A 20028-nucleotide genomic window follows, 5' to 3' on the forward strand; every position below is an offset into this window, starting at 1 on the left:
GGGTCGAGGCCCCTGAGGTCCCCCCGCCGCGCCCGCGGGCCGTGCGCTGCGCGCATGCCTCGTACGGCCGGCCGGCTCGCTCGGTCCCGGCTCGGCCGGCGCCGCCGATACGCCGGAGCGGGCTAGGGCGAAGCTGTGAGGTAGCGGCGCAGCATCTCGGTGACCGCGGTGATCTGGGCCAACGGGACGTGCTCGTCGCGTTTGTGCGCGAGGTTGGGGTCGCCGGGGCCGAAGTTCACGGCGGGGATACCGCGGGCGGCGAACCGGGAGACATCGGTCCATCCGTATTTGGCCCGCACGCCCGCCGACCCGTGCGCCCGCACCGTGTCGACCAGCCCGCGCGCCGCGGGGGCGGTGAGGCCGGGCAGCGCGCCGGCAGCCGAGTCGGTGACCTCCAGGTCGAGTTCGATATCCGCGAACACCTCGCGCACGTGGTCGATCGCCTGCTCCACCGAACGGTCCGGGGCGAACCGGAAATTCACCTCGACCTCGGCCTCGTCCGGCACCACGTTCCCCGCGACCCCGCCGCCGACGCGGACCGCGGACAGCCCCTCCCGGTAACGGCAACCGTCGATCTCGACCTCCCTGGCCCGGTACTCCGCGAGCCGCGCCAGGACCGGCGCCAATCGGTGGATCGCATTGTCGCCGAGCCAGGAGCGGGCCGAATGCGCACGCACCCCGGTGGTCCGCAAGCGGACCCGCAGCGTGCCCTGGCAACCGGCCTCGATCCAGCCGCCGGAGGGTTCGCCCAGGATCGCCAGATCACCGTCCAGCCATTCCGGCACTTCCCGCTCGATGGCGGTGAGTCCGTTGAATTCGGCGGAGATCTCCTCGCAGTCGTAGAAGATCAGGGTCAGATCGTGGACCGGTTCGGCGACGGTGGCAGCCAGATGCAGGAACACCGCGTCGCCCGATTTCATATCCACCGAACCGCAACCGTAGAAGACCTCGGCGCCGTTCTCGGTGGTGAACCGGCCCGGCACATTGTCCGCGATCGGCACGGTGTCCAGATGCCCTGCCAGCACGACCCGGGTCGGCAGTCCCCGGTTCGTCCGGGCGAGCACCACATTGCCGCGGCGCAGCACCTCGAAACCGCTGGTCTGGGTGCGCAGCGCCGTTTCCACGGCAGCCGTGATCGCGGCCTCGCCCCGAGAAACGCTCGGGATGTCGACGAGGGCCGCGGTGAGGGCGATGGGATCGGCGTGCAGGTCGAGTGTCACAGCGTACGAGCGTAGAGGGGCCCCACCGTGACAGACCGCCGGTGGGTAGGCTTCCGTGTCGTGAGCACTCAGGGAGCATCCGCCATCGGCATCGCCAACGTGACCTCGGACGGGACCGTCCTGGACACCTGGTTTCCCAGCCCGGAGCTGGGTGAGTTCGGTGACACCGGCACCGAACGCCTCGCCACGGTGCCCGCCGAATTCGCCGAGCTGGTGGGCCCGGACCCGGCGCGCGGCGTCGATGTCGTCGCGGTGCGCACCACCATCGCCGATCTCTCCGCCGCCCCCGTGGACGCTCACGATGTCTATCTGCGGCTGCACCTGCTCTCCCATCGTCTGGTCCGGCCGCACGGCGTGAGCCTGGAGGGCCAGTTCGCCCTGCTCAGCAATGTGGTGTGGACCAACCACGGCCCGGCGGCGGTGGAGGGTTTCGAGATCACCCGCGCCAAATTGCGCGCGCGTGGCCCGGTCACGGTGTACAGCGTCGACAAGTTCCCGCGCATGGTCGACTACGTGGTCCCGTCCGGTGTCCGTATCGGCGACGCCGACCGGGTCCGGCTGGGCGCACACCTCGCCGCCGGCACCACCGTGATGCACGAGGGCTTCGTGAACTTCAACGCCGGCACCCTGGGCACCTCCATGGTCGAGGGCCGGATCTCGGCCGGGGTGCTCGTCGGCGACGGCTCCGATATCGGCGGCGGCGCCTCCACCATGGGCACCCTTTCCGGTGGCGGCACGACCATCATCTCGATCGGTGAGCGCTCACTGCTGGGTGCCAACTCCGGCCTGGGCATTCCGCTCGGCGACGACTGCGTGGTCGAGGCCGGTCTCTACCTCACCGCCGGCACCAAGGTCACCGCCCCGGACGGCACCGTGGTGAAGGCGGCCGAACTGAGCGGCAAGGACAACCTGCTGTTCCGCCGCAACTCGCGCACCGGAGCCGTCGAGGTGGTGCCGCGCGCCGGGACCGGTATCGAACTCAACGAGGCCCTGCACGCCCACAACTAGGTCCGCCGGCGGCACTCAGAGGCCGAAGGCGATCACGCGTTCGGGGTGGATGCGGATGAGTTCACTCTCCTCCGGCCCGATGTAGGTGACCGTATCGGTCAGGGCTTCCGCGGCGCCCCGGATCTCCAGGCACCGCACCCGCCACGGCTGGACCGAGGCGATATCGTCGACCACGAAGGCCACCCGGTTGTTCCGCGCGAGATTGCGGAACTTCCGGGACCGGCCCATATTCCAGCCCGCGATATCGATCGTGCCGAGTTCGGGGTTGTAGCGGAAGCCGACCGGATTGTTCTGCGGCGCCCCGTCCGGCGCCACGGTGGCCAGCCGGCCGAGCCGCTGTCCGGCGAGGTAATCGATATGGTCCCGGGTGAGCGTGGTGTTCATGATCGAACGGTAAAACCTCGATCCACGTTCAGGTCAAGACCCTGGCTCGTGCCGCGGGCGCGGCCGGTCGAGCAGCTTCTTCTGGACCTTGCCCATGGCGTTTCGCGGGAGCGAGTCCACGAACCGGATTTCACGGGGCCGTTTGTGCGCCGAGAGTTCCCCGGCCACATGGTCGATGAGTTCCTGTTCCGCCGGCGCCGGGCCGCGCGGGATCACGAAGGCGACGATCCGCTGCCCCAGATCCGGGTCGGCCAAGCCGACAACGGCCACTTCGGCGACCGACGGATGGCCGAGGAGGGAGGTTTCCACCTCGCCCGCGCCGATCCGGTAGCCGCCGGATTTGATGAGGTCCACCGATTCACGGCCTACGATCCGATGGAAACCGTCCGCGTCGATGGCGGCGACATCGCCGGTGCGGAACCACCCGTCCTCGGTCCAGCAGTCGGCGGTGGCCTCGGGACGGCCGTGGTAGCCGTCGAAGAGCATCGGCCCGCGCACCTGGAGGCCGCCGATACCGGAGCCGTCGTGCGGTACCGGCTGTCCTGCCTCGTCCCGGAGCCGGGTCTCGACGCCCCGCACCGGTACGCCCACCCAACCGGGCCGCCGTTCACCGTCCGCCCGAGCCGACAGGGTGATCATGGTTTCGCTCATGCCGTAGCGTTCGATGGGCCGATGCCCGGTGAGTTCGGCGAGCCGCTCGAACACCGGTACCGGCAGCGGGGCGCTACCGGAGATTAACAGTCTGGCCGCGGCCAGCTCCTTGGCCGCGGTCGGATCCTCGGCGATCCGGGTCCAGACCGTCGGTACGCCGAAGTACATCGTGCCCGGGGCCGCCGCATAGTTCGCGGGAGTCGGTTTCCCGGTGTGCACGAGCGGACTACCGACCCGCAGCGGCCCCAGCAGGCCCAGGATCAACCCGTGCACATGGAACAGCGGCAGGCCGTGGACCAGCACATCGGCGGCGGTCCAGGCCCAGGCGTCGGCGAGTGCGTCGAGTCCGGCCGCGATGGCCCGGCGGTTCAGCACCACACCTTTGGGGGCGCCGGTGGTGCCGGAGGTGTAGAGCACGAAAGCCGGTGCGCCCGGATCGGGCTCGGGATAGGTGTGCCAGGAGCGGGCGTGCCGCCGCACCGGGACCACCGGCAGGGAGGTGCCCTCCGGCGCGTCGCCGAGCCATGCCTGGGCGCCGGAATCGGCGAGCATATGGTCGAGCTCGGCCGTTCCGGAATCGGGCGGTACCGGCACCACGGTGACTCCGGCGATCAGGCATCCCACCACGGCGAGCACGGTCGCCGCCGTCGGCCGGGCCAGCACGGCGACTCGTTCGGCGCGAGCGACACGTTCGGCCACGGAGGTGGCCGCCCCGAGCAGATCACTGCGGGACAGCGTCACACCGTCGATGGTCACGGCGTCCGGGATATCGGCGCCCGCGGCGACGGCGAGGGGGTCGAGGGAGCTGAGCAGACGGTGGCCGTAGGACATGCGCCCAAACTACTGCCCCGGCCTCGTTCGGCGGTCGGGCACCTGCCCGATAATCCCGGCAAATGCGGCGGTAGGAGGTGCGCGTAATCGTTGCGCGGGAATTCCACACCCATTGGTGAAACTTCATCGATTCAAATCACACTTACCACGGGCGAGCTCCGACGCACACGAGACCGAATTGTTTGCGGCCTCGCTTGACACATATGGGCAGCGGCGAGAAGGTGAATCGTCAGCTTTCTCGAGCCCTCGAAACGGTGGCTTCCATGACCAGCACACCCGCCGCCGGTCCCCCCGTATCCGGCTCCGCCGCCGGACCGGCCCATTCGGTGCAGGACGAGGAATTCGACTTCCGGCCCTATATCGACGGCGCCGCGATACTCGGGGCCGCCGCCAATGTCATCATGCAGCTCGCCGTTCCCGGAGTCGGTTACGGAGTTCTGGAAAGCCCGGTCGACAGCGGGAGGCTGACATTGCATCCGGTGAAACGCACGCGCACCACACTCACCTATCTGGCGGTCGCGCTGCTCGGCAGCCCCGCCGAGCGGACCGCTTATCGGGCAGCCGTCGATACCTCGCATCGCCAGGTGCGCTCCACCGCGCAGAGCCCGGTGCGGTACAACGCATTCGACCGCGATCTGCAATTGTGGGTGGCCGCCTGCCTGTACTGGGGCGCACGCGATATCCGGGAGCGTATGCACGGCCGGGCGGACGCCGACCTCGAAGAGACGATCTATCGCCATTCCGCACGATTGGGCACCACCCTGCAGGTGCCGCCGGAGGCCTGGCCGGCCGACCCGGCGGCATTCGACCGCTACTGGACCGAAAACCTGGCCGCGACCAAGATCGACCCACCGGTCCGGGACATGCTGAACGAGATCGTCGATCTGAAGATGTTCCCCCGCCCGGTCCAATTCCTCGGCGGCCGCTTCAACCGATGGGTCACCGCGGGCCTCCTACCGCCGCATCTACGCGCGGAGATGGGTATGGCCTGGTCGGCCGGCGACGAGCGCCGCTTCGGGCGCATGCTCCGTGGACTGGGCCGGATCTCGGCGACGCTGCCGGCACCGCTGCGCAGTTTCCCCATCCAGGCCTATCTGGTCGATTTCCGGATCCGCCGCAGGTTCGGACTGAAACTCGTCTGATTCGAATTCGCGGATATGAAAACGAGCCTGTTCGAATTTCAGGATTCGGCGACCTGGCCCGGCACCCGGAACGAGACCGCCACATGATCACGCGCGTATCTGCGCACCGCGATATCGTCATCCAGGGGGATCACCGTTTGCGGCGTCAGCGCCAGCGACAGCGCGGTCCGCGCGATCATTTCGGCCAGCGGCAGCGGATCGTATTCCGGGAGCTTGCCTTCGCCCTGGAGTCGGGTGATGAATTCGGCGACGTAATCGCGACCCAATTCGATCACCGGGGCGCCCCGGGTGGTCAGATAGGGCAGCACGATCTCCGGTTCGGTGTTCAGCAGCCGATCCAGCAGCTCGTTACCGCGCAGACCGGCCAGGAACGCGACGAACAGTTCCACGATCTGATCCTCGGCGCCGGCGTCGCGCTCGATCTGCTGCTGCACCGCGGCGTCGACACCCTCGATGAAATCGCGGGTCTGCGCCAATCCGACCGCCTGGATCAAGTCCGATTTGCTGGAGAACCGCCGGTACAGTGTGGCCAGGGAGAGGCCGCCACGCCGGGCGACCTCCACCATGCTCGTGCGCTTGATCCCGAAGTCGAGAAAAGCCTGCAACGCCGCGGACAGCACGGATTGATCTTGATCTCGGCGCGGTGTTCGCACCAGAGGCAACAATTGAGCCAGCGCACCCATCTCGGCACCTTCCCGCGCTCGGCGATGCAATGACACGGTAAGCATCGCACAATCACGGGGCCGGTTGACGCAACATCGAGAGAATGAGATGGTTATCATATAATCTTCTCATAGGAAAGAGGTCACCGATGACCGCTCCCCGGCCCACTCCGATGAACGATCCCGAACCCCAGCGGCTGTACGCACCAGACTTCGATATGAACGATCACATCGTCGGAGTCACCGCGTTCCTGGGCGGCACCGCGAACGTCATCATGCAGCTGGGTCTGCGGCCGGTTGCCTACGGTGTGATGGAGAGCGACGTCAAGAGCGGCAATGTCATGGAGCATCCGTTCAAACGGCTCCGCACCACCCTCACCTACCTCGCCGTCGCCATGCTGGGCACCGACGAAGAACGCAACGCCTACCGCCTCGCGGTCAATACCTCCCATCGCCATATCCGCACCAAACCCACCAGCCCGGTGAAGTACAACGCCTTCGATCCGAAACTCCAGCTGTGGGTCGCCGCCTGCCTGTACTTCGGTTTCGTCGACCTGCTGGAGAAGGTCCAGGGCCCGATGGACGAGGCGACCGCCGACACCTTCTACGCCCACAGCATCCGGCTCGGCACCACCCTGCAGGTCCGACCGGAGATGTGGCCGGCAAACCGCGCCGCGTTCTGGCAGTTCTGGGAAGAGAACCTCGACGCCCTGGAAATCGACGACACCACCCGCGCCTACTTCAACGACCTCATCGACCTGAAGATGGTGGCGCCCCCGATCCAGTGGGTATCGGCACGATTCCACCGGTTCGTCGTCACCGGCTGCCTGCCGCCGCAGATCCGCGAGAAAATGCATCTCACCTGGACCGCGGGCAACCAGCGCTGGTTCGACCGCACCATGAAGCTCATCGGCGTGGGCCTGAGGATCCAGCCCCGCGTCCTACGCCAGTTCCCGATGAACTACTACCTATGGGATATGCGCCGCCGTATCCGCAAGGGCAAACCCCTGGTCTGAGTTACCGCCCGGCCAGCGCGCGGAGGAAGAACGCCAGGTTGGCGGGCCGTTCCGCGAGCCGGCGCATGAGGTACCCGTACCACTGGTGGCCGTAGGGCAGGTACACCCGGACGAAATCGCCGCGGTCGGCGAGATGGAGTTGCTCGTCGGTGCGGATGCCGTACAGCATCTGGTATTCCAGCCGGCCGGGGCGACGGCCGGTGATCGTCGCGAGGTCGGCCGCCGCCGCGAGGACCACCGGATCGTGGGAGGCCACCAGGGGACGGCCCGCGCCGCGCATGAGCACCCGCAGGCAGCGCAGATAGGCGCGGTCCACATCCACACGTCGCTGATAGGCGACGGTTTCCGGTTCCCGGTAGGCGCCCTTGCACAGGCGCACCCGGGCGCCCGCGTCGGCGAGGTCACGGCAATCGTCCTCGCTGCGGTACAGGTAGGCCTGGATCACCGTGCCCAGCCAGGGAAAATCCGGACGGACCTGCCCGGTGACGGCGAGGGTGGCGGCGGTGGTGGTGTGGTCTTCGGCATCCACGGTCACCCATACCCCGGCTTCGGCCGCCTTGGTGCACACCGTGCGCAGGTTCTCGGTGGCGATCGCCGGGCCGTCGGCGCCCAGCGCCTGCCCGAGCGCGGATAATTTGACCGACACCTCCAGTGGTGCGGCGCCGGCGGGCACCTCGGTGGTGGGCAGGGCCGCCAGATCGTTGATCAATGCCAGATATTCGGCGACCGCCGCGTCGGCCTGCGCACGGTCGGTGGTGTTCTCGCCCAGATAGTCGACGCTCACCGCCCGCCCACTCATCAACAGTGTGCGGGCCGCGGCGATCAGATCCGGCCGGGATTCCCCGGGTACGAAGCGCTGGACCATCGCCGCGGTGGCCGGGCTCGTGGTAAGAGTTCGTTTCACCCGCTCCGACCCGGCGACGGCGAGGATCGCCGGACGCAGCGGGTTCACCGGGACTCCCCGCGGGGACGGGGCTGGTCCAGGCGCCATGCGTAGCGGCGGGGCGGGGCGCTCATCCCTGCTCCATATGGGGATAGCGGTGGTCGGTATGCGGGACGAAGGTTTCCTTCACGGTGCGCGGGGCCACCCAGCGCAGCAGGTTCAGCGGGGACCCGGCCTTGTCGTCGGTGCCCGAAGCGCGTGCCCCGCCGAAAGGCTGCTGCCCCACGACCGCGCCGGTGGGTTTGTCGTTGACATAGAAGTTGCCGGCCGCGAACCGCAACAGCTGGGCGGCCTCTTCCACGGCATGCCGGTCCTGCGCGAAGACCGCGCCGGTCAGCGCGTACGGGGCGGTGGATTCGACCTCGGCCAAGATCGTCCGGTAGGCGTCGGGCTGGGAATCGTCGTACACGTACACCGACAGGATCGGGCCGAAGTATTCGGTGGCGAACGATTCGTCGCGTGGATCGTCGGCGAGCAGCACGGTCGGCCGGACGAACCAGCCTTCACTGTCGTCGTAGGTGCCGCCCACCGGCACGTCCACCCCGGCGGACCGCGCCCGCTCGATCGCCCGCACGCTCTTGTCGTAGGCCCGCCGGTCGATCACCGCGCCACCGAAGTTCGACAGATCTGCGATATCGCCGTAGCTCAGGCTCTCGGCGATACCGAGGAAATCGTCACCCATCTCCCGCCACAGCGAGCGCGGCAGATAGGCACGCGAGGCGGCCGAACATTTCTGGCCCTGATACTCGTAGGCCCCGCGGATCAGCGCCGTCCGCAATGCGGCAGGGTCCGCCGACGGATGCGCGACGATGAAATCCTTGCCCCCGGTCTCCCCCACTATCCGTGGATATCCGTGATAGCGCCCGATATTGGCGCCCACCCGGCTCCACAGATATTGGAAGGTGGCGCCCGACCCGGTGAAATGGATACCGGCCAGCCGGGGATCGGCCAGGGCGACCTCGGAGAGTTCCCGCCCGTCACCGGTGACCATATTGATGACGCCGGGCGGCAGTCCGGCCGCCTCCAGCAGTTTCATCGTGTAATAGGCGGCCAGCGTCTGGGTGGGCGAGGGTTTCCACACCACCGTATTGCCCATGAGCGCGGGCGCGGTCGGCAGATTGCCGGCGATCGCGGTGAAATTGAACGGGGTGATCGCGTAGACGAAGCCTTCCAGCGGGCGGTAGTCGAGCCGGTTCCACACCCCCGTACTCGACTGCGGCTGCTGTGCCAGGATGCCCCGGGCGAAGGAGACATTGAACCGCCAGAAGTCGACCAGCTCGCACGGCGCGTCGATCTCGGCCTGCGCCACCGATTTCGACTGGCCCAGCATGGTCGCCGCGGCGAGAGTTTCCCGCCACGGTCCGGCCAGCAGGTCCGCGGCTCGCAACAGCACCGCGGCGCGTTCGTCGAACGGCAGCGCACGCCATCCGGGGGCGGCCGCGGTCGCGGCGTCGATCGCCGCGGCGGCTTCGGTGTGTGTGGTGTCGGTATAGGTCCCGAGTACCTGCCGGTGCCGATGCGGTGCGACGATCTCCCGCCGCGTGCCGATACCCGGACGATGCTTACCGCCGATGACCAGGGGGATCTCGGTGGTGCTGTCGGAGAGATCGGCGAGCCTGCCGAGCAACCGTTCCCGCTCGGGGCTACCGGGCGCGTACGTGTGCACCGGCTCGTTACCGGGGGTGGGGACAACTGTGACAGCGTCCATACCCCAGGCTAGCGCCGCCCGCCCGGCCCCGCCCGAACTCGACGCGCGAATCTCTGCGGAGTCGTTACCGCACTGCCGCACAGCGGCGGCAGAGCGTGCTCAGCCGCGCAGCCGTTGTGCGGCCGTTTCGATCCGCTCGTCGGTCGCGGTCAATGCGATCCGCACATGCCGGGCGCCCGCGGGACCGTAGAACTCGCCCGGAGCCGCCAGGATGCCGCGCTCGGCCAGCCACTCGAGCGTGGTCCGGCACGCTTCACCGCGAGTCGACCACAGATACAGCCCGGCCTCGGAATGGTCGATCCGGAACCCGGCATCCAGCAGCGCCGATCGCAGGATCTCGCGGCGGGCCCGATACCGCTGCCGCTGCACCGATTCATGCGCGTCGTCGCCCAGCGCCGCCGCCATCGCCGCCTGGATCGGAAAGGGCACCATCATGCCGGAATGCTTGCGCACCTCCAGCAACTCGGCCACCAGCTCCGGATCACCGGCCACGAATCCGGCCCGGTAACTCGCCAGATTCGACGTCTTCGACAGCGAATGCACCGCCAGCAAGCCGGTGTGATCTCCGTCGCAGACCCGCGGGTCGAGAATCGACACGGCCGGTTCTTCCCAGGCCAGCCCCAGGTAGCACTCGTCGGATGCGACGATCACCCCGCGCTCGCGCGCGAAACCGACCACCTTCCGCAGATGCTCCACGCCGAGCACCCTGCCGGTCGGGTTGGACGGTGAGTTGAGGTAGATGAGTGCCGGAGTCTCCGGGCCCAGCCGGGTGAGTCCGTCGGCACGCAGAATCCGGGTCCCGGCGAGCAGTCCGCCCACCTCGTACGTCGGATAGGCGACCTCGGGGATCACCACCAGGTCCGCGGGTCCCAGCCCGAGCAGCCGCGGCAACCCCGCGATCAGCTCCTTGGTGCCGATCACCGGCAGCACCGCCGCCTCGGGCACCGCGGTGATACCGAAACGCCGGGTCAGCGCGGCCACCGCGGCGGCACGCAACTCCGGCGTGCCGTGCGTGGTCGGGTAACCGGGCACCTCGGCGACCGAACTCAACGCCGCGCGGATCAGCGGATCGACCGGATCGACCGGCGTACCCACCGACAGATCGACGAGTCCGCCGGGATGTGCGGCCGCCCGCGCCTTCACCTCGGCGATGGTGTCCCACGGGAAATCGGGCAGGGCCGCACTCACCCGGCGACGTTCGGTTACCTCGGCGCTCATCGTGCGAATGCTCTACTCGCCCGCCATCGGCGGCAGCTCTTTGATGAACGCCGGATCGGAATCGACCTTGCCCAGCTTGGTGGCACCGCCCGGCGAGCCCAGCTCGTCGAAGAAGTCGACATTGGCGTTGACGTACCCGCTCCACTGATCGGGCGTGTCGTCCTCGTAGAAAATCGCCTCCACCGGGCAGACCGGCTCACACGCACCACAGTCAACGCATTCGTCGGGATGGATGTAGAGCATGCGGCCGCCCTCGTAGATGCAGTCCACAGGGCATTCTTCGATGCATGCCTTGTCCTTCACGTCAACGCACGGTTCGGCGATGATGTACGTCACTCCCGCTCCTAAGTCTTCCTTCTCCGGGTAACTGCGCCCGCACACAAGTATCCCTGGCGCCCCACAGGCTACGCCCGGTGAGCCTGCCCTAATACCCGACGCCGGCTCCGGCGTCGCATGGTCGGAGCTTCGTGGCCCCGGTACTCCACTACTGCGCTCGGTCGCTGCGCGCCTTCACTCGAAGGCCACGCGCCTAGACGAGTTCCAGACCTGGGGCTGCCGCACTCCGCCGGGGCGGAACACCGTAGGTGGTGGTGCGTTCCCGGACCGGCCGGCCGATACCCTCGGCGATCTCTGTGAGTTCGGCCACCGTCTTCGCCGACCCGTGCTGCGAACCCGCCATCCGGGAGATGGTCTCCTCCATGAGGGTACCGCCGAGGTCGTTGGCGCCGCTGCGCAGCATTACCCGGGTGCCCGTGGTGCCGAGTTTCACCCAGCTGGTCTGGATGTTGTCGATCCGGCCGTGCAGCATGATCCGGGCCAGGGCGTGCGCGGCGCGGTTGTCGCGGTTGGTGGGACCCGGGCGGGAGGCGCCGGCCAGGTAGAGCGGGGCGCTCTGGTGCACGAACGGGAGCAGGACGAATTCGGTGAAACCGCCGGTCTCGTCCTGGATACCGCGCAACACCCGCAGATGCCCGACCCAGTGGCTCGGGTTGTCGACGTGTCCGTACATCATGGTCGAGCTCGACCGGATGCCGACCTGATGGGCGGTGGTGACCACATCGATCCAGGCGGAGGCGGGCAATTTGCCTTTGGTGAGCACCCAGCGGACCTCGTCGTCGAGGATCTCGGCGGCCGTACCGGGGATGGTGCCCAGCCCGGCTTCGCGCAGCGCGGTCAGCCAATCGCGGACGCTTTCACCACCGCGCGAGGCCCCGTTGACGATCTCCATCGGGCTGAAGGCGTGGACATGCATGGACGGCACCCGTGCCTTCACCGCGCGCACCAGATCGGCATAGCCGGTGACGGGCAGGTCGGGGTCGATACCGCCCTGCATGCAGACCTCGGTCGCGCCGTCGACATAGGCTTCCCAGGCCCGGTCGGCGACCTCCTCGGTGCTGAGGGTGAAGGCGTCGGCGTCACCCTTGCGCTGCGCGAACGCGCAGAACCGGCAGCCCGTGTAGCAGATATTGGTGAAGTTGATATTGCGGTTCACCACGTAGGTGACATCGTCGCCGCAGACATCGCGGCGCAACTGGTCCGCGAGACCCGCGACGGCTTCCAGATCGGGTCCGTCGGCGGTGGCCAACGCCAGGTACTGGGCATCGGTGAGACCGGCCGGATCCCGTTCCGCGGCACGCAGCGCGTCCAGTACGTCGGCGTCCAGCCGCTGGGGGGCGGCGGCGAGATCGCGAACCTGCTCGCGGATGGTGTCCCAGTCGCCGAACGCGTTGTCGATATCGCTGCGGGTATCGGTATTGCGCCCGGTGGTATCGATCTCGGTGTTCAGATCCGTACGACCCGCCGACTCCCAGGACTCGTCGGGTTCCTGCCAGGGCAGACCCACCGGGAGCGCGCCGGATTTCGCCAGGCCGGTCTCGGCGTCGGTCAGGGCCGCGACATGCGCGCCGATCCGCGGATCGATCCACGGGTTACCCGCCCGCACATATTTCGGATGCGCCGACGTGCGTTCCACCAGTTCGAAACCGGCGGCCGCGGTGATCTCGGCCAGAGTGTCCAGGTTGGGCCAGGGCCGCTCGGGATTCACATGGTCGGGGGTGACCGGCGAGACGCCGCCCCAATCATCGATCCCGGCTTCCAGCAGGGCCCGGCATTCCGCCCCGGACACCAGGTTCGGCGGCGCCTGCACCGAGACATCGGGTCCGAGCAGCAGGCGGGTCACCGCGATGGTGGCCAGGAACTCCGTGAAGTCCGCGTCGGGCGCGTGCCGCATGGCGGTGTCGTCCTTGGCGCGGAAGTTCTGGACGATCACTTCCTGAATATGACCGAACGCCTTGTGCTGCTTGCGGATCGCGGCGATCGTATCGGCCCGTTCGGCCATGTTCTCGCCGATACCCACCAGGACACCGGTGGTGTAGGGCACCGAGAGCCGGCCCGCGTCGGTGATGGCCCGCAGCCGTACCGCGGGGTCCTTGTCGGGGCTGCCGTAATGGCAGTTGCCCTTCTCGGTGAACAGCCGGGTCGCGGTGGTCTCGAGCATCATGCCCATCGACTGCGCCACCGGTTTCAGCCGCGAGATCTCCTCCCACGACATGACGCCGGGGTTGAGATGCGGCAGCAGCCCGGTCTCCTCGAGTACCAGGATCGATACCGCGCGCAGATAGTCGAGGGTGGAATCGTAGCCACGTTCGTCCAGCCACTGCGCGGCCTCGGGCCAGCGGGCCTCGGGCCGGTCGCCGAGGGTGAACAGCGCTTCCTTACAGCCCAGTTCGGCGCCCCGGCGCGCGATATCGAGCACCTCGTCGGGTTCCAGGAACATCCCGCGACCCTGTGCCCGTAACTTCCCCGGCACCGTCACAAAAGTGCAGTAGTGGCAGGTATCGCGGCACAGATGGGTCAGCGGAATGAAGACATTGCGCGAATAGGTGATCGTGGCGGGCCGTCCGGCCGAGGCCAGCCCGGCGTCACGTACCCGGACGGCACTGCGGCACAGGTCGGCGAGGTCGTCGCCGCGCGCGTGCAGCAGCACCGTGGCCTCGTCGACATTCAGTGTGACCCCGTCACGTGCCCGGCGCAGCGCCCGGCGCATGGCGGACGGGGGCGGCACGGGGGTCGGGACGGTCGGTTCGGGTAGTTCGGTCACGCCCTCGATCATGCGGCACACATCCGGAACTGTCTCCTCCCAGGTCGTTGAGCGTTCACAACCCCCGTGCCTCTCGGGCTATTCCGTGCAGGTCGGGACTGTGTTCATTTGCCCCGCCTCCGGCGGGGCGGGTCGGGGCCCTGTGACCCCGGTTCTTCACTCCGCCGCTCAGTCGCTGCGCTCCTTCGCTCTGTCGCTCCAGAACCGGGGGCGGGCCCCGACCACTGAGGTAGACCATCCGGAATAGACAAAAGGTGCATGCTGTCCGGAATAGGCAAAAGGTGGATGCTGTCGTGCGCCTCGAGCAGCCTGGGAGGTTCACATCACTGTAAGTGCTCAACGGTCACCGATCTATGGACAGAGCGGCGGCACACGCTCCGGAACCGGGGGCGGGCCCCCGACCACGGATGTCGACCATCCGGCGGGCCGGAAGGGCAGGCGGAGAGCATGTGCTCGACAAACCTGGATGGCTCACGTCACTTAAGTGCTCCGTGGTCGCCATCTATGGTCGGCCGGGCAGCACGTCGAGCCGTGCGACGATGAATATATGTCGCCGGACAGCCCGCCACGCCCACCCGATGTTCTGGCCGATCCGTCGTGGCGGCCCAGTCCGCGCGCGAAGGCACTGTGGACCGTGCAGATCGTGCTGTCGTGGCTCGGTGTGTTCGCCGTGCTGCTCGGGTGGGTCGTCTTCGACCCCGATCGCCGGACGTGGCAGGCGGCGGTGGCGGTGGTCGCGGTACTGACGGCCACGCTCACCGCGATCGTGGTGCCCCGCTGGCGGTACCGGGTGCACCGTTGGGAGGTGACCGACGACGCCGTCTACTCCCGATCGGGCTGGCTGACCCAGGAGAGCCGGGTCGCGCCGATCTCCCGGGTGCAGACCGTGGACACCGAACGCGGCCCGCTGGAACGCATTCTCGACCTGTCGACGGTCACGGTGACCACGGCCTCGTCCGCGGGCGCGGTGCACATCAGCCTGCTGGACCGCGCGGTGGCCGAGCAGACAGTGACCCGGTTGACCGAGATCGCGGCGCGTCACCGCGAGGACGCCACATGACGGGACCGCGTCCGGCGGGCGGGCCCTGCCCGGCCGCCGAGCCGGAGACCCTCGTTCCCGGCGACGACGAGCCGTGGCTACGCCTGGATCGCCGGATGCTGCTGGTCCATCCGATTCAGGAGATCGTGAAGTTCCTGCCCGCCGTGATCGGCGCGGTCGTCCTGGGCGTCAGTTCCGGTAACCCGCTCTACAGCCTGCTGGGCCTGGTATTCGTGGTCCCGTACGCGCTCACCCTGTGGTTCACCACCAGCTACCGGGTCGGACCCACCCATGTCGAACTGCGCACCGGTTTGATCCGGCGGAAACGGCTGGCGGTGCCGCGGGCGCGAATCCGATCGGTGGATATCGAGGCCGACCCGCTGCACCGGATCCTGGGCCTGGCCGTAATCGTGATCGGCACCGGCCAGGAAGCCGAGGCCGGCGACCGATTCAGACTGGACGCACTTGCCGCCGGACAGGTCCGGCCGCTGCGCGCCGAACTCCTGGCCCATACCCTGCGTACCACTGCCGGCGATGCCGCTCCCGCCCGCTTCGCCGCCATCGGCCCGGAGACCGGGCCGGAGGTCCCCGCGGCGGAGCGAGGCACCGAGATCGGCCACTGGCAGCCGGGCTGGGTCCGGTACGCGCCTCTGTCGCTGACCGGTTTCGCGCTCGCCGCCTCGGCCCTCGGCCTGGCCGCCCAGTTCGGATTCGGCGCCGCCGAGATCGGCATCGGCCACGACACCGTCGACACCGTACGCGGTTTCGGGATCCTGTCGCTGCTACTGACGGGCCTCGCGGCGCTGCTCGCCCTGGTGGTCGTCGTCAGCGTGGCGGCGTGCGCGCACTACCTCGCCACGTATTACGGACTCCGCGTCACCGATCACGGCAGCACCTTGCAGATCCGCCGCGGACTGTTCACGCTGCGCCGGATCACCTTCGACACCGCACGATTGCGCGGCGCCACCATCCGCGAACCACTTCTGCTGCGCCTCGCCGGAGCCGCGCAACTGGAAGCCGTGATGACCGGCGAGAATCCGCGCCAGAAGATCCTGCCGCAATCCCCCCGCGCGGCGGTCGACCGAACGCTGGCCCGGCTGCCGAGTCCCCACCGGAACGCGACCACCTCCGCGACAACGGCACAACCGGCCGCTCTCGCCGATATCCCGTTGACCCGGCACGGTCCGGCCGCCCGGCGCCGCCGATATGTCCGGGCCTGCTGGCCTGTTCCGCTCACCGCGGTGGCCCTGCTCCTCCTGACCGCGGCGGACTGGCAGGTCACGGTGTGGTGGTGGCTGCTGCCGGCCGGCCTGGCGCCGGTCTGCGCGCTGCTCGCCGAGGACCGCTACCGCGGCCTCGGTCACGCGGTCGTCCCCGCCACCGCCGGCTCTCCGACCTGGCTGGTCGTCCGTTCCGGCTCCCTGGACCGCGAACGCACCTGCCTCGAAGCGCCCGGCATCATCGGCTGGACTGTGCGGCAGACCTTCTGGCAACGCCGAGCCGGCCTGGCCACGGTGGGCGCCGCCACGGCAGCGGGTAAGAAGCTCTACCTGGTCCAGGACATCCCGCAGGATCGCGCCTGGGCGATATTGGATCGCGTCGGCGTCGCGGGGCGAGGCCCGGCCACGGACGCCCACCATCCGGAATAGACGGATGGTGGGCAGGGAGCCGTAGTACGCCGATGTCAGGTCTGGCAGTGGCAGGTGGCGGACTCCCGCAGGTCGGGTTCGTCGGCTACCACGCGCAGGCCGGGACGGGTGTCCGGACTGGCGTGATCACCCATCCACGACAGCAGAGACCACCGGGACAGACCGGACAGGGCCGAGCCGAGACTCAGGAAGGACCCGCTGGAGATCGCCGAGCCGAACGATCCGATGGACCCGATCGACAGCACCGACCCCACGCTGCCGATGGACAGAATCGAATACGCCGAGCCGATGGACAGGATCGACCCTTCGGAGCGAATCGACAGAATCGACCGTGACGAGCGTCGGCTATGGATGCCGGACTTGCGCGAACTTCGGACAGTCGCCATCAACCCGGTCTACCACAGCCGGGCGCCACGCGCGGCGTGCGGTTGGCTCGTCCATAGATCGGCAACCATTGAGCACTTACAGTGCTGTGAGCCTACCCAGGATGAACAGGGCACACGACCACACGCTTCCCGCGGATATTCGGCCGCTGTGGTCGAGGCCCGCCGCAGTTCTGCAACAACAAGCAATCGAGCGCATGCGGCGGGCGTCCACAGGAACGGACAGCTATCGCGCCGATAGTGCTGTGAGTCTGCTCAGCCGGGTCGAGGTGTGTGTCCGCGTACACCTCGCGTCCGAACGGTCGGGCCCGGATCCGGGCCGACCGAGGGCGGGAGGGCTCGGAGTTGCCGAGGTCCGCCCACCGCGCCGGAGGCGGGGCCGATGGTCAGCCGACGGTGAAGAATCCGATGGTCGGCATGAAGGTGCAGCTGCGGGCCTCGGTTTCGGTGGCCTGGGTGGTGAGCCCGCCGCCGATCACCGCGACGATACGGCCGGTGCCGGTGTTCGCGATGGCCGACAGGGTGGCCGGGCCGTCCGGGTTGATCTTGGCCGCATCGGTCAGCGGCTGCGAGCCCGCCTCGCCGGTGTCCAGGTTCCGCCACTGCACCGTCATCGGCTGCGCCTGCTCGGCCGTGGGGCGTTCGGTGCCCAGCGCGGTGAACACGAAACCGGTCTGGCCGGCGGCGGGTCCGGGCGGCGGCAGTTGCGCCGGGCCGGGCACCGCGAGGGCGGTACCGACCGAATCGCCGGACGGGGCGATGCAACCCTGGCCGATGGTCGGGTAGAGGAACTGGGCGATCGCGGGCCCGGATTCGGGGATCTCGGGGCCACCGCCGCCACTGCCGTCGAGGAACGTGATGACCCGTTCCAGCGTGGATTTGATCTGCGGAGGCAGATTCACCGCGGCCAGCAGCGCGCGGGCCTGGGACAGAATGGCCTCCTGCGGGCTGCCCGGCGCGGCGATGTCCTTGGCCGCCGGAGCCGGTGCGTTGACGATGGCCGGGGCCAGGGCGGCGAGAACGTCGACGGGAACCCCTTCGGGGACCATCGGGACGCTGCTCACCGACGCCTCGGTGGCCGGAGCCGCGACGGCCGTCGCGGGCGCCACGAGGGAGGCGCCCGCCGTAATGGCGAGCGCGGACATTGCGATCCGCGATCCTCGGGTGCGAAGCACTGGTCTAGCCGTCCTTACCTCGGGTACATCTGGGCGACGCTGAAAAGCCGTCGTTTCGGGGTCACTCTAAGGACACTGACGCGCGTTGTACAGCACCGGGGTAGGGATTGCGAGCCCCAATTCGCTGTGCTACTGGACAGTAGCGGGTAACGCGAGTGACCGGTGTGAAAATTGGGTCTTATGTGAACTTGTGACTCATCGGTTGCTCGATGGTTACCGGGCCCACTGCGCACTGTTTGCCGCCCACGGCGCAGAGCGCGCGCAAGGCTCGCGTCCGTCCGGAAACCGGTGGGGTTAATGTATTCCGGGCCGGAAAAACCGGCGACGCGCCCAACAGCACCGGGTCCGGCCGCCGGCCCGGACCGACTCGAAAGCTCGTGTATTGAATCAGCCCAGCGGCGCCCGGACCGACATTCGGGGGTTCGTACCGTTTCGCCTGGCCCTGGTGGCGCTCGGGATCACCGTACTGGCGCGGCTGCTGTGGATGCTGCTGACCCCGAACGGGATGAACCTGGTCGACCTGCACGTCTACGTCGACGGGTCGGCAGCCCTGCTCACCGACCATCTCTACGATTTCACCTACGCCGAGAAGACACCGGATTTCCCGCTGCCCTTCACTTACCCGCCGTTCGCCGCGGTGGTGTTCTTTCCGCTGCACTTCCTGCCCTTCACCGTGGTCGCGATGCTGTGGCTGTTCGCCATCGTCGCGGCGTTGTACTGGGTGGTGCGAATCGCGTTCGAGCTGATGCTGGGACGGGACGCCCTGCGCGAAGCGCGGTGGCGCACCGCGATGGTGGCGTGGACGGCGGTGGGCCTCTGGTTCGAGCCGGTACGCACCACGATCGACTACGGCCAGGTCAATGTCTTCCTGATGCTCGGTGTGATGGTCGCGATCCGCAGTTCCCGGTGGTGGCTGTCGGGAACCCTGGTGGGCGCGGTCGCGGGGATCAAACTGACGCCCGCCATCAGCGGTCTCTATTTCGTCGCACGGCGCCGCTGGGCCGCGGCCGTCTGGTCGGCGGTGGTGTTCGGCCTGACCGTAGCGGCCAGTTTCCTGATCAATCCGGAGGAGACCCGGCGCTATTTCGGCACCCTGCTCGGTGACGCCGACCGGATCGGGCCGGTGGGCTCGGTGTGGAACCAGTCGCTGCGCGGCGCGCTGAGCCGGCTGCTGGGCAGCGATGTGGGGACCGGGCCGTGGTGGATTGCCGGGGTCGCGGTGGCGGCGGCGCTGGGGTGGTGCGCGTGGCGGGCGCTGCGCCGCGACGATCTGCTGGGCACCGTGCTGATCGTGCAACTGTTCGGACTGCTGGTCTCGCCCATCTCCTGGTCGCACCACTGGGGCTGGCTGCTGCCGACCGTCCTCTGGTTGCTCCACGGGCCGTACCGGGCGGTGCCCGGCGCGAAGACACTGGCCGGATACTGGCTGGTGACGGCGCTGATCGGCGCGCCGTGGGTGCTCTCGTTCCTGCAGGATTCGATCTGGACCATCTCCCGCTGGGGGGTGTGGTCCTGGCTCGGCACGGTGTACGTGCTCGGTGCGCTGGTCTGCTACGGCTGGATCGCCTGGGCGGGCCGGACCACCGCCCGGACCGCTACGGCGCCAGCCGATCTATTTCCCGGGCCAGCGCCACGTCCTGTGCCGTGAGCCCGCCCGCGGAGTGCGTGGACAGGGTGAAGGTGACCTTGCGCCACCGGATATCCATATCGGGATGGTGATTCGCGGATTCGGCGATATCGGCCACCCGCCGGACGAGTTCTATGCCGGCGGGAAAGGTGGCCGCCTGGACCGTGCGGGTCAGCGCGTCCCCGGCCCGGCTCCACTCCGGCAGGGTCTCCAGGGCCGCCGTGATCTCTGATTCGGAGAGCAGTGATGTGGTCATACCGCGGACATACCCC

Annotated in this window: 18 protein-coding genes; 6 read left to right on the forward strand and 12 right to left on the reverse strand. The window is 68.5% G+C overall.

Translation table 11 applies throughout. The features are described from left to right. Window positions 1–122: 122 nt before the first annotated feature. On the reverse strand, window positions 123–1220 hold the full coding sequence (gene dapE, locus IG75_RS0116005) for a succinyl-diaminopimelate desuccinylase (protein ID WP_030522074.1): 1098 nt from the start codon (window positions 1218–1220) through the stop codon (window positions 123–125). Window positions 1221–1280: 60 nt separating this feature from the next. Here dapE and dapD point away from each other — a divergent pair, with 60 nt between their 5' ends. Next, on the forward strand, window positions 1281–2228 hold the full coding sequence (gene dapD / locus IG75_RS0116010; RefSeq protein WP_030522075.1) for a 2,3,4,5-tetrahydropyridine-2,6-dicarboxylate N-succinyltransferase: 948 nt from the start codon (window positions 1281–1283) through the stop codon (window positions 2226–2228). 15 nt (window positions 2229–2243) lie between these two features. Here dapD and IG75_RS0116015 read toward each other — a convergent pair whose 3' ends face one another. Together IG75_RS0116015 and IG75_RS0116020 are read right to left on the reverse strand one after the other, a co-directional pair. After that, the gene (locus IG75_RS0116015) at window positions 2244–2612 is read right to left on the reverse strand and encodes a PPOX class F420-dependent oxidoreductase (protein WP_030522076.1); all 369 of its coding nucleotides are present in this window, start codon (window positions 2610–2612) and stop codon (window positions 2244–2246) included. A gap of 33 nt (window positions 2613–2645) precedes the next feature. Continuing rightward, window positions 2646–4094: an acyl-CoA synthetase gene (locus IG75_RS0116020; RefSeq protein WP_051714652.1), complete on the reverse strand. Its 1449-nt coding sequence runs from the start codon at window positions 4092–4094 to the stop codon at window positions 2646–2648. Between the two features lie 263 nt (window positions 4095–4357). Here IG75_RS0116020 and IG75_RS0116025 point away from each other — a divergent pair, with 263 nt between their 5' ends. Continuing rightward, window positions 4358–5236, forward strand: a complete 879-nt coding sequence (locus IG75_RS0116025; RefSeq protein ID WP_030522078.1) for an oxygenase MpaB family protein — start codon at window positions 4358–4360, stop codon at window positions 5234–5236. A 38-nt stretch (window positions 5237–5274) separates the two neighbouring features. Here the strand turns inward: IG75_RS0116025 and IG75_RS0116030 are convergent, their stop codons facing one another. Continuing rightward, window positions 5275–5919, reverse strand: coding sequence for a TetR/AcrR family transcriptional regulator (locus IG75_RS0116030; protein ID WP_030522079.1), 645 nt, complete (start codon window positions 5917–5919; stop codon window positions 5275–5277). A 128-nt stretch (window positions 5920–6047) separates the two neighbouring features. Here IG75_RS0116030 and IG75_RS0116035 point away from each other — a divergent pair, with 128 nt between their 5' ends. Then, on the forward strand, window positions 6048–6914 hold the full coding sequence (locus tag IG75_RS0116035; RefSeq protein WP_030522080.1) for an oxygenase MpaB family protein: 867 nt from the start codon (window positions 6048–6050) through the stop codon (window positions 6912–6914). Between the two features lies 1 nt (window position 6915). On the opposite strand, the gene IG75_RS0116040 is transcribed toward IG75_RS0116035, so the two are convergent. From IG75_RS0116040 to IG75_RS0116060, 5 genes are all read right to left on the reverse strand, one after another. Next, window positions 6916–7905: a proline dehydrogenase family protein gene (locus tag IG75_RS0116040; RefSeq protein WP_030522081.1), complete on the reverse strand. Its 990-nt coding sequence runs from the start codon at window positions 7903–7905 to the stop codon at window positions 6916–6918. Between the two features lie 22 nt (window positions 7906–7927). Further along, window positions 7928–9565, reverse strand: coding sequence for an L-glutamate gamma-semialdehyde dehydrogenase (pruA, locus tag IG75_RS0116045; protein WP_030522082.1), 1638 nt, complete (start codon window positions 9563–9565; stop codon window positions 7928–7930). Between the two features lie 99 nt (window positions 9566–9664). Next, window positions 9665–10783, reverse strand: coding sequence for a succinyldiaminopimelate transaminase (gene dapC / locus IG75_RS0116050; RefSeq protein ID WP_030522083.1), 1119 nt, complete (start codon window positions 10781–10783; stop codon window positions 9665–9667). A gap of 12 nt (window positions 10784–10795) precedes the next feature. Beyond that, window positions 10796–11119 carry a ferredoxin gene (gene fdxA, locus IG75_RS0116055; RefSeq protein WP_030522084.1) on the reverse strand — a complete coding sequence of 108 codons (324 nt, stop codon included), beginning with the start codon at window positions 11117–11119 and terminating at the stop codon, window positions 10796–10798. A 193-nt stretch (window positions 11120–11312) separates the two neighbouring features. Next, window positions 11313–13895 carry a bifunctional FO biosynthesis protein CofGH gene (locus tag IG75_RS0116060; RefSeq protein WP_030522085.1) on the reverse strand — a complete coding sequence of 861 codons (2583 nt, stop codon included), beginning with the start codon at window positions 13893–13895 and terminating at the stop codon, window positions 11313–11315. Window positions 13896–14430: 535 nt separating this feature from the next. On the opposite strand from IG75_RS0116060, the gene IG75_RS0116065 reads away from it, so the two are divergent. After that, the gene (locus tag IG75_RS0116065) at window positions 14431–14943 is read left to right on the forward strand and encodes a PH domain-containing protein (RefSeq protein ID WP_030522086.1); all 513 of its coding nucleotides are present in this window, start codon (window positions 14431–14433) and stop codon (window positions 14941–14943) included. Next, window positions 14940–16571, forward strand: a complete 1632-nt coding sequence (locus tag IG75_RS0116070) for a PH domain-containing protein (protein WP_051714653.1) — start codon at window positions 14940–14942, stop codon at window positions 16569–16571. Before IG75_RS0116065 ends, IG75_RS0116070 begins: the two co-directional genes overlap by 4 nt. 35 nt (window positions 16572–16606) lie before the next feature. Here the strand turns inward: IG75_RS0116070 and IG75_RS0116075 are convergent, their stop codons facing one another. Both IG75_RS0116075 and IG75_RS0116080 read right to left on the reverse strand, forming a co-directional pair. Continuing rightward, complete coding sequence (locus IG75_RS0116075) at window positions 16607–16957, reverse strand: hypothetical protein (RefSeq protein WP_030522088.1); 351 nt, start codon at window positions 16955–16957, stop codon at window positions 16607–16609. Window positions 16958–17340: 383 nt separating this feature from the next. Further along, the gene (locus IG75_RS0116080; RefSeq protein ID WP_245713336.1) at window positions 17341–18099 is read right to left on the reverse strand and encodes an Rv1157c family protein; all 759 of its coding nucleotides are present in this window, start codon (window positions 18097–18099) and stop codon (window positions 17341–17343) included. Window positions 18100–18613: 514 nt separating this feature from the next. Here IG75_RS0116080 and IG75_RS0116085 point away from each other — a divergent pair. Then, window positions 18614–19777, forward strand: coding sequence for a mannosyltransferase (locus IG75_RS0116085; protein WP_245713339.1), 1164 nt, complete (start codon window positions 18614–18616; stop codon window positions 19775–19777). Here IG75_RS0116085 and IG75_RS0116090 read toward each other — a convergent pair. Continuing rightward, the gene (locus IG75_RS0116090) at window positions 19725–20012 is read right to left on the reverse strand and encodes a 4a-hydroxytetrahydrobiopterin dehydratase (protein WP_030522091.1); all 288 of its coding nucleotides are present in this window, start codon (window positions 20010–20012) and stop codon (window positions 19725–19727) included. The two genes, IG75_RS0116085 and IG75_RS0116090, sit on opposite strands and share 53 nt — an antisense overlap. Window positions 20013–20028: the final 16 nt, after the last annotated feature.

The sequence above is a fragment of the Nocardia rhamnosiphila NBRC 108938 genome, assembly GCF_000720425.1.
GTDB lineage: Bacteria > Actinomycetota > Actinomycetes > Mycobacteriales > Mycobacteriaceae > Nocardia > Nocardia rhamnosiphila.

What these genes read in the sequence shown, in the direction of transcription:
- IG75_RS0116030 (WP_030522079.1), bottom strand. Translation starts at nt 5,919, where the DNA reads ATGGGTGCGCTGGCTCAATTGTTGCCTCTGGTGCGAACACCGCGCCGA.
- IG75_RS0116025 (WP_030522078.1), top strand. Translation starts at nt 4,358, where the DNA reads ATGACCAGCACACCCGCCGCCGGTCCCCCCGTATCCGGCTCCGCCGCC.
- IG75_RS0116090 (WP_030522091.1), bottom strand. Translation starts at nt 20,012, where the DNA reads ATGACCACATCACTGCTCTCCGAATCAGAGATCACGGCGGCCCTGGAG.
- IG75_RS0116020 (WP_051714652.1), bottom strand. Translation starts at nt 4,094, where the DNA reads ATGTCCTACGGCCACCGTCTGCTCAGCTCCCTCGACCCCCTCGCCGTC.
- IG75_RS0116075 (WP_030522088.1), bottom strand. Translation starts at nt 16,957, where the DNA reads ATGGCGACTGTCCGAAGTTCGCGCAAGTCCGGCATCCATAGCCGACGC.
- IG75_RS0116015 (WP_030522076.1), bottom strand. Translation starts at nt 2,612, where the DNA reads ATGAACACCACGCTCACCCGGGACCATATCGATTACCTCGCCGGACAG.
- IG75_RS0116040 (WP_030522081.1), bottom strand. Translation starts at nt 7,905, where the DNA reads ATGGCGCCTGGACCAGCCCCGTCCCCGCGGGGAGTCCCGGTGAACCCG.
- dapC (WP_030522083.1), bottom strand. Translation starts at nt 10,783, where the DNA reads ATGAGCGCCGAGGTAACCGAACGTCGCCGGGTGAGTGCGGCCCTGCCC.
- IG75_RS0116085 (WP_245713339.1), top strand. Translation starts at nt 18,614, where the DNA reads ATGCTGCTGACCCCGAACGGGATGAACCTGGTCGACCTGCACGTCTAC.
- IG75_RS0116065 (WP_030522086.1), top strand. Translation starts at nt 14,431, where the DNA reads ATGTCGCCGGACAGCCCGCCACGCCCACCCGATGTTCTGGCCGATCCG.
- IG75_RS0116070 (WP_051714653.1), top strand. Translation starts at nt 14,940, where the DNA reads ATGACGGGACCGCGTCCGGCGGGCGGGCCCTGCCCGGCCGCCGAGCCG.
- IG75_RS0116060 (WP_030522085.1), bottom strand. Translation starts at nt 13,895, where the DNA reads ATGATCGAGGGCGTGACCGAACTACCCGAACCGACCGTCCCGACCCCC.
- IG75_RS0116035 (WP_030522080.1), top strand. Translation starts at nt 6,048, where the DNA reads ATGACCGCTCCCCGGCCCACTCCGATGAACGATCCCGAACCCCAGCGG.
- pruA (WP_030522082.1), bottom strand. Translation starts at nt 9,565, where the DNA reads ATGGACGCTGTCACAGTTGTCCCCACCCCCGGTAACGAGCCGGTGCAC.
- IG75_RS0116080 (WP_245713336.1), bottom strand. Translation starts at nt 18,099, where the DNA reads ATGTCCGCGCTCGCCATTACGGCGGGCGCCTCCCTCGTGGCGCCCGCG.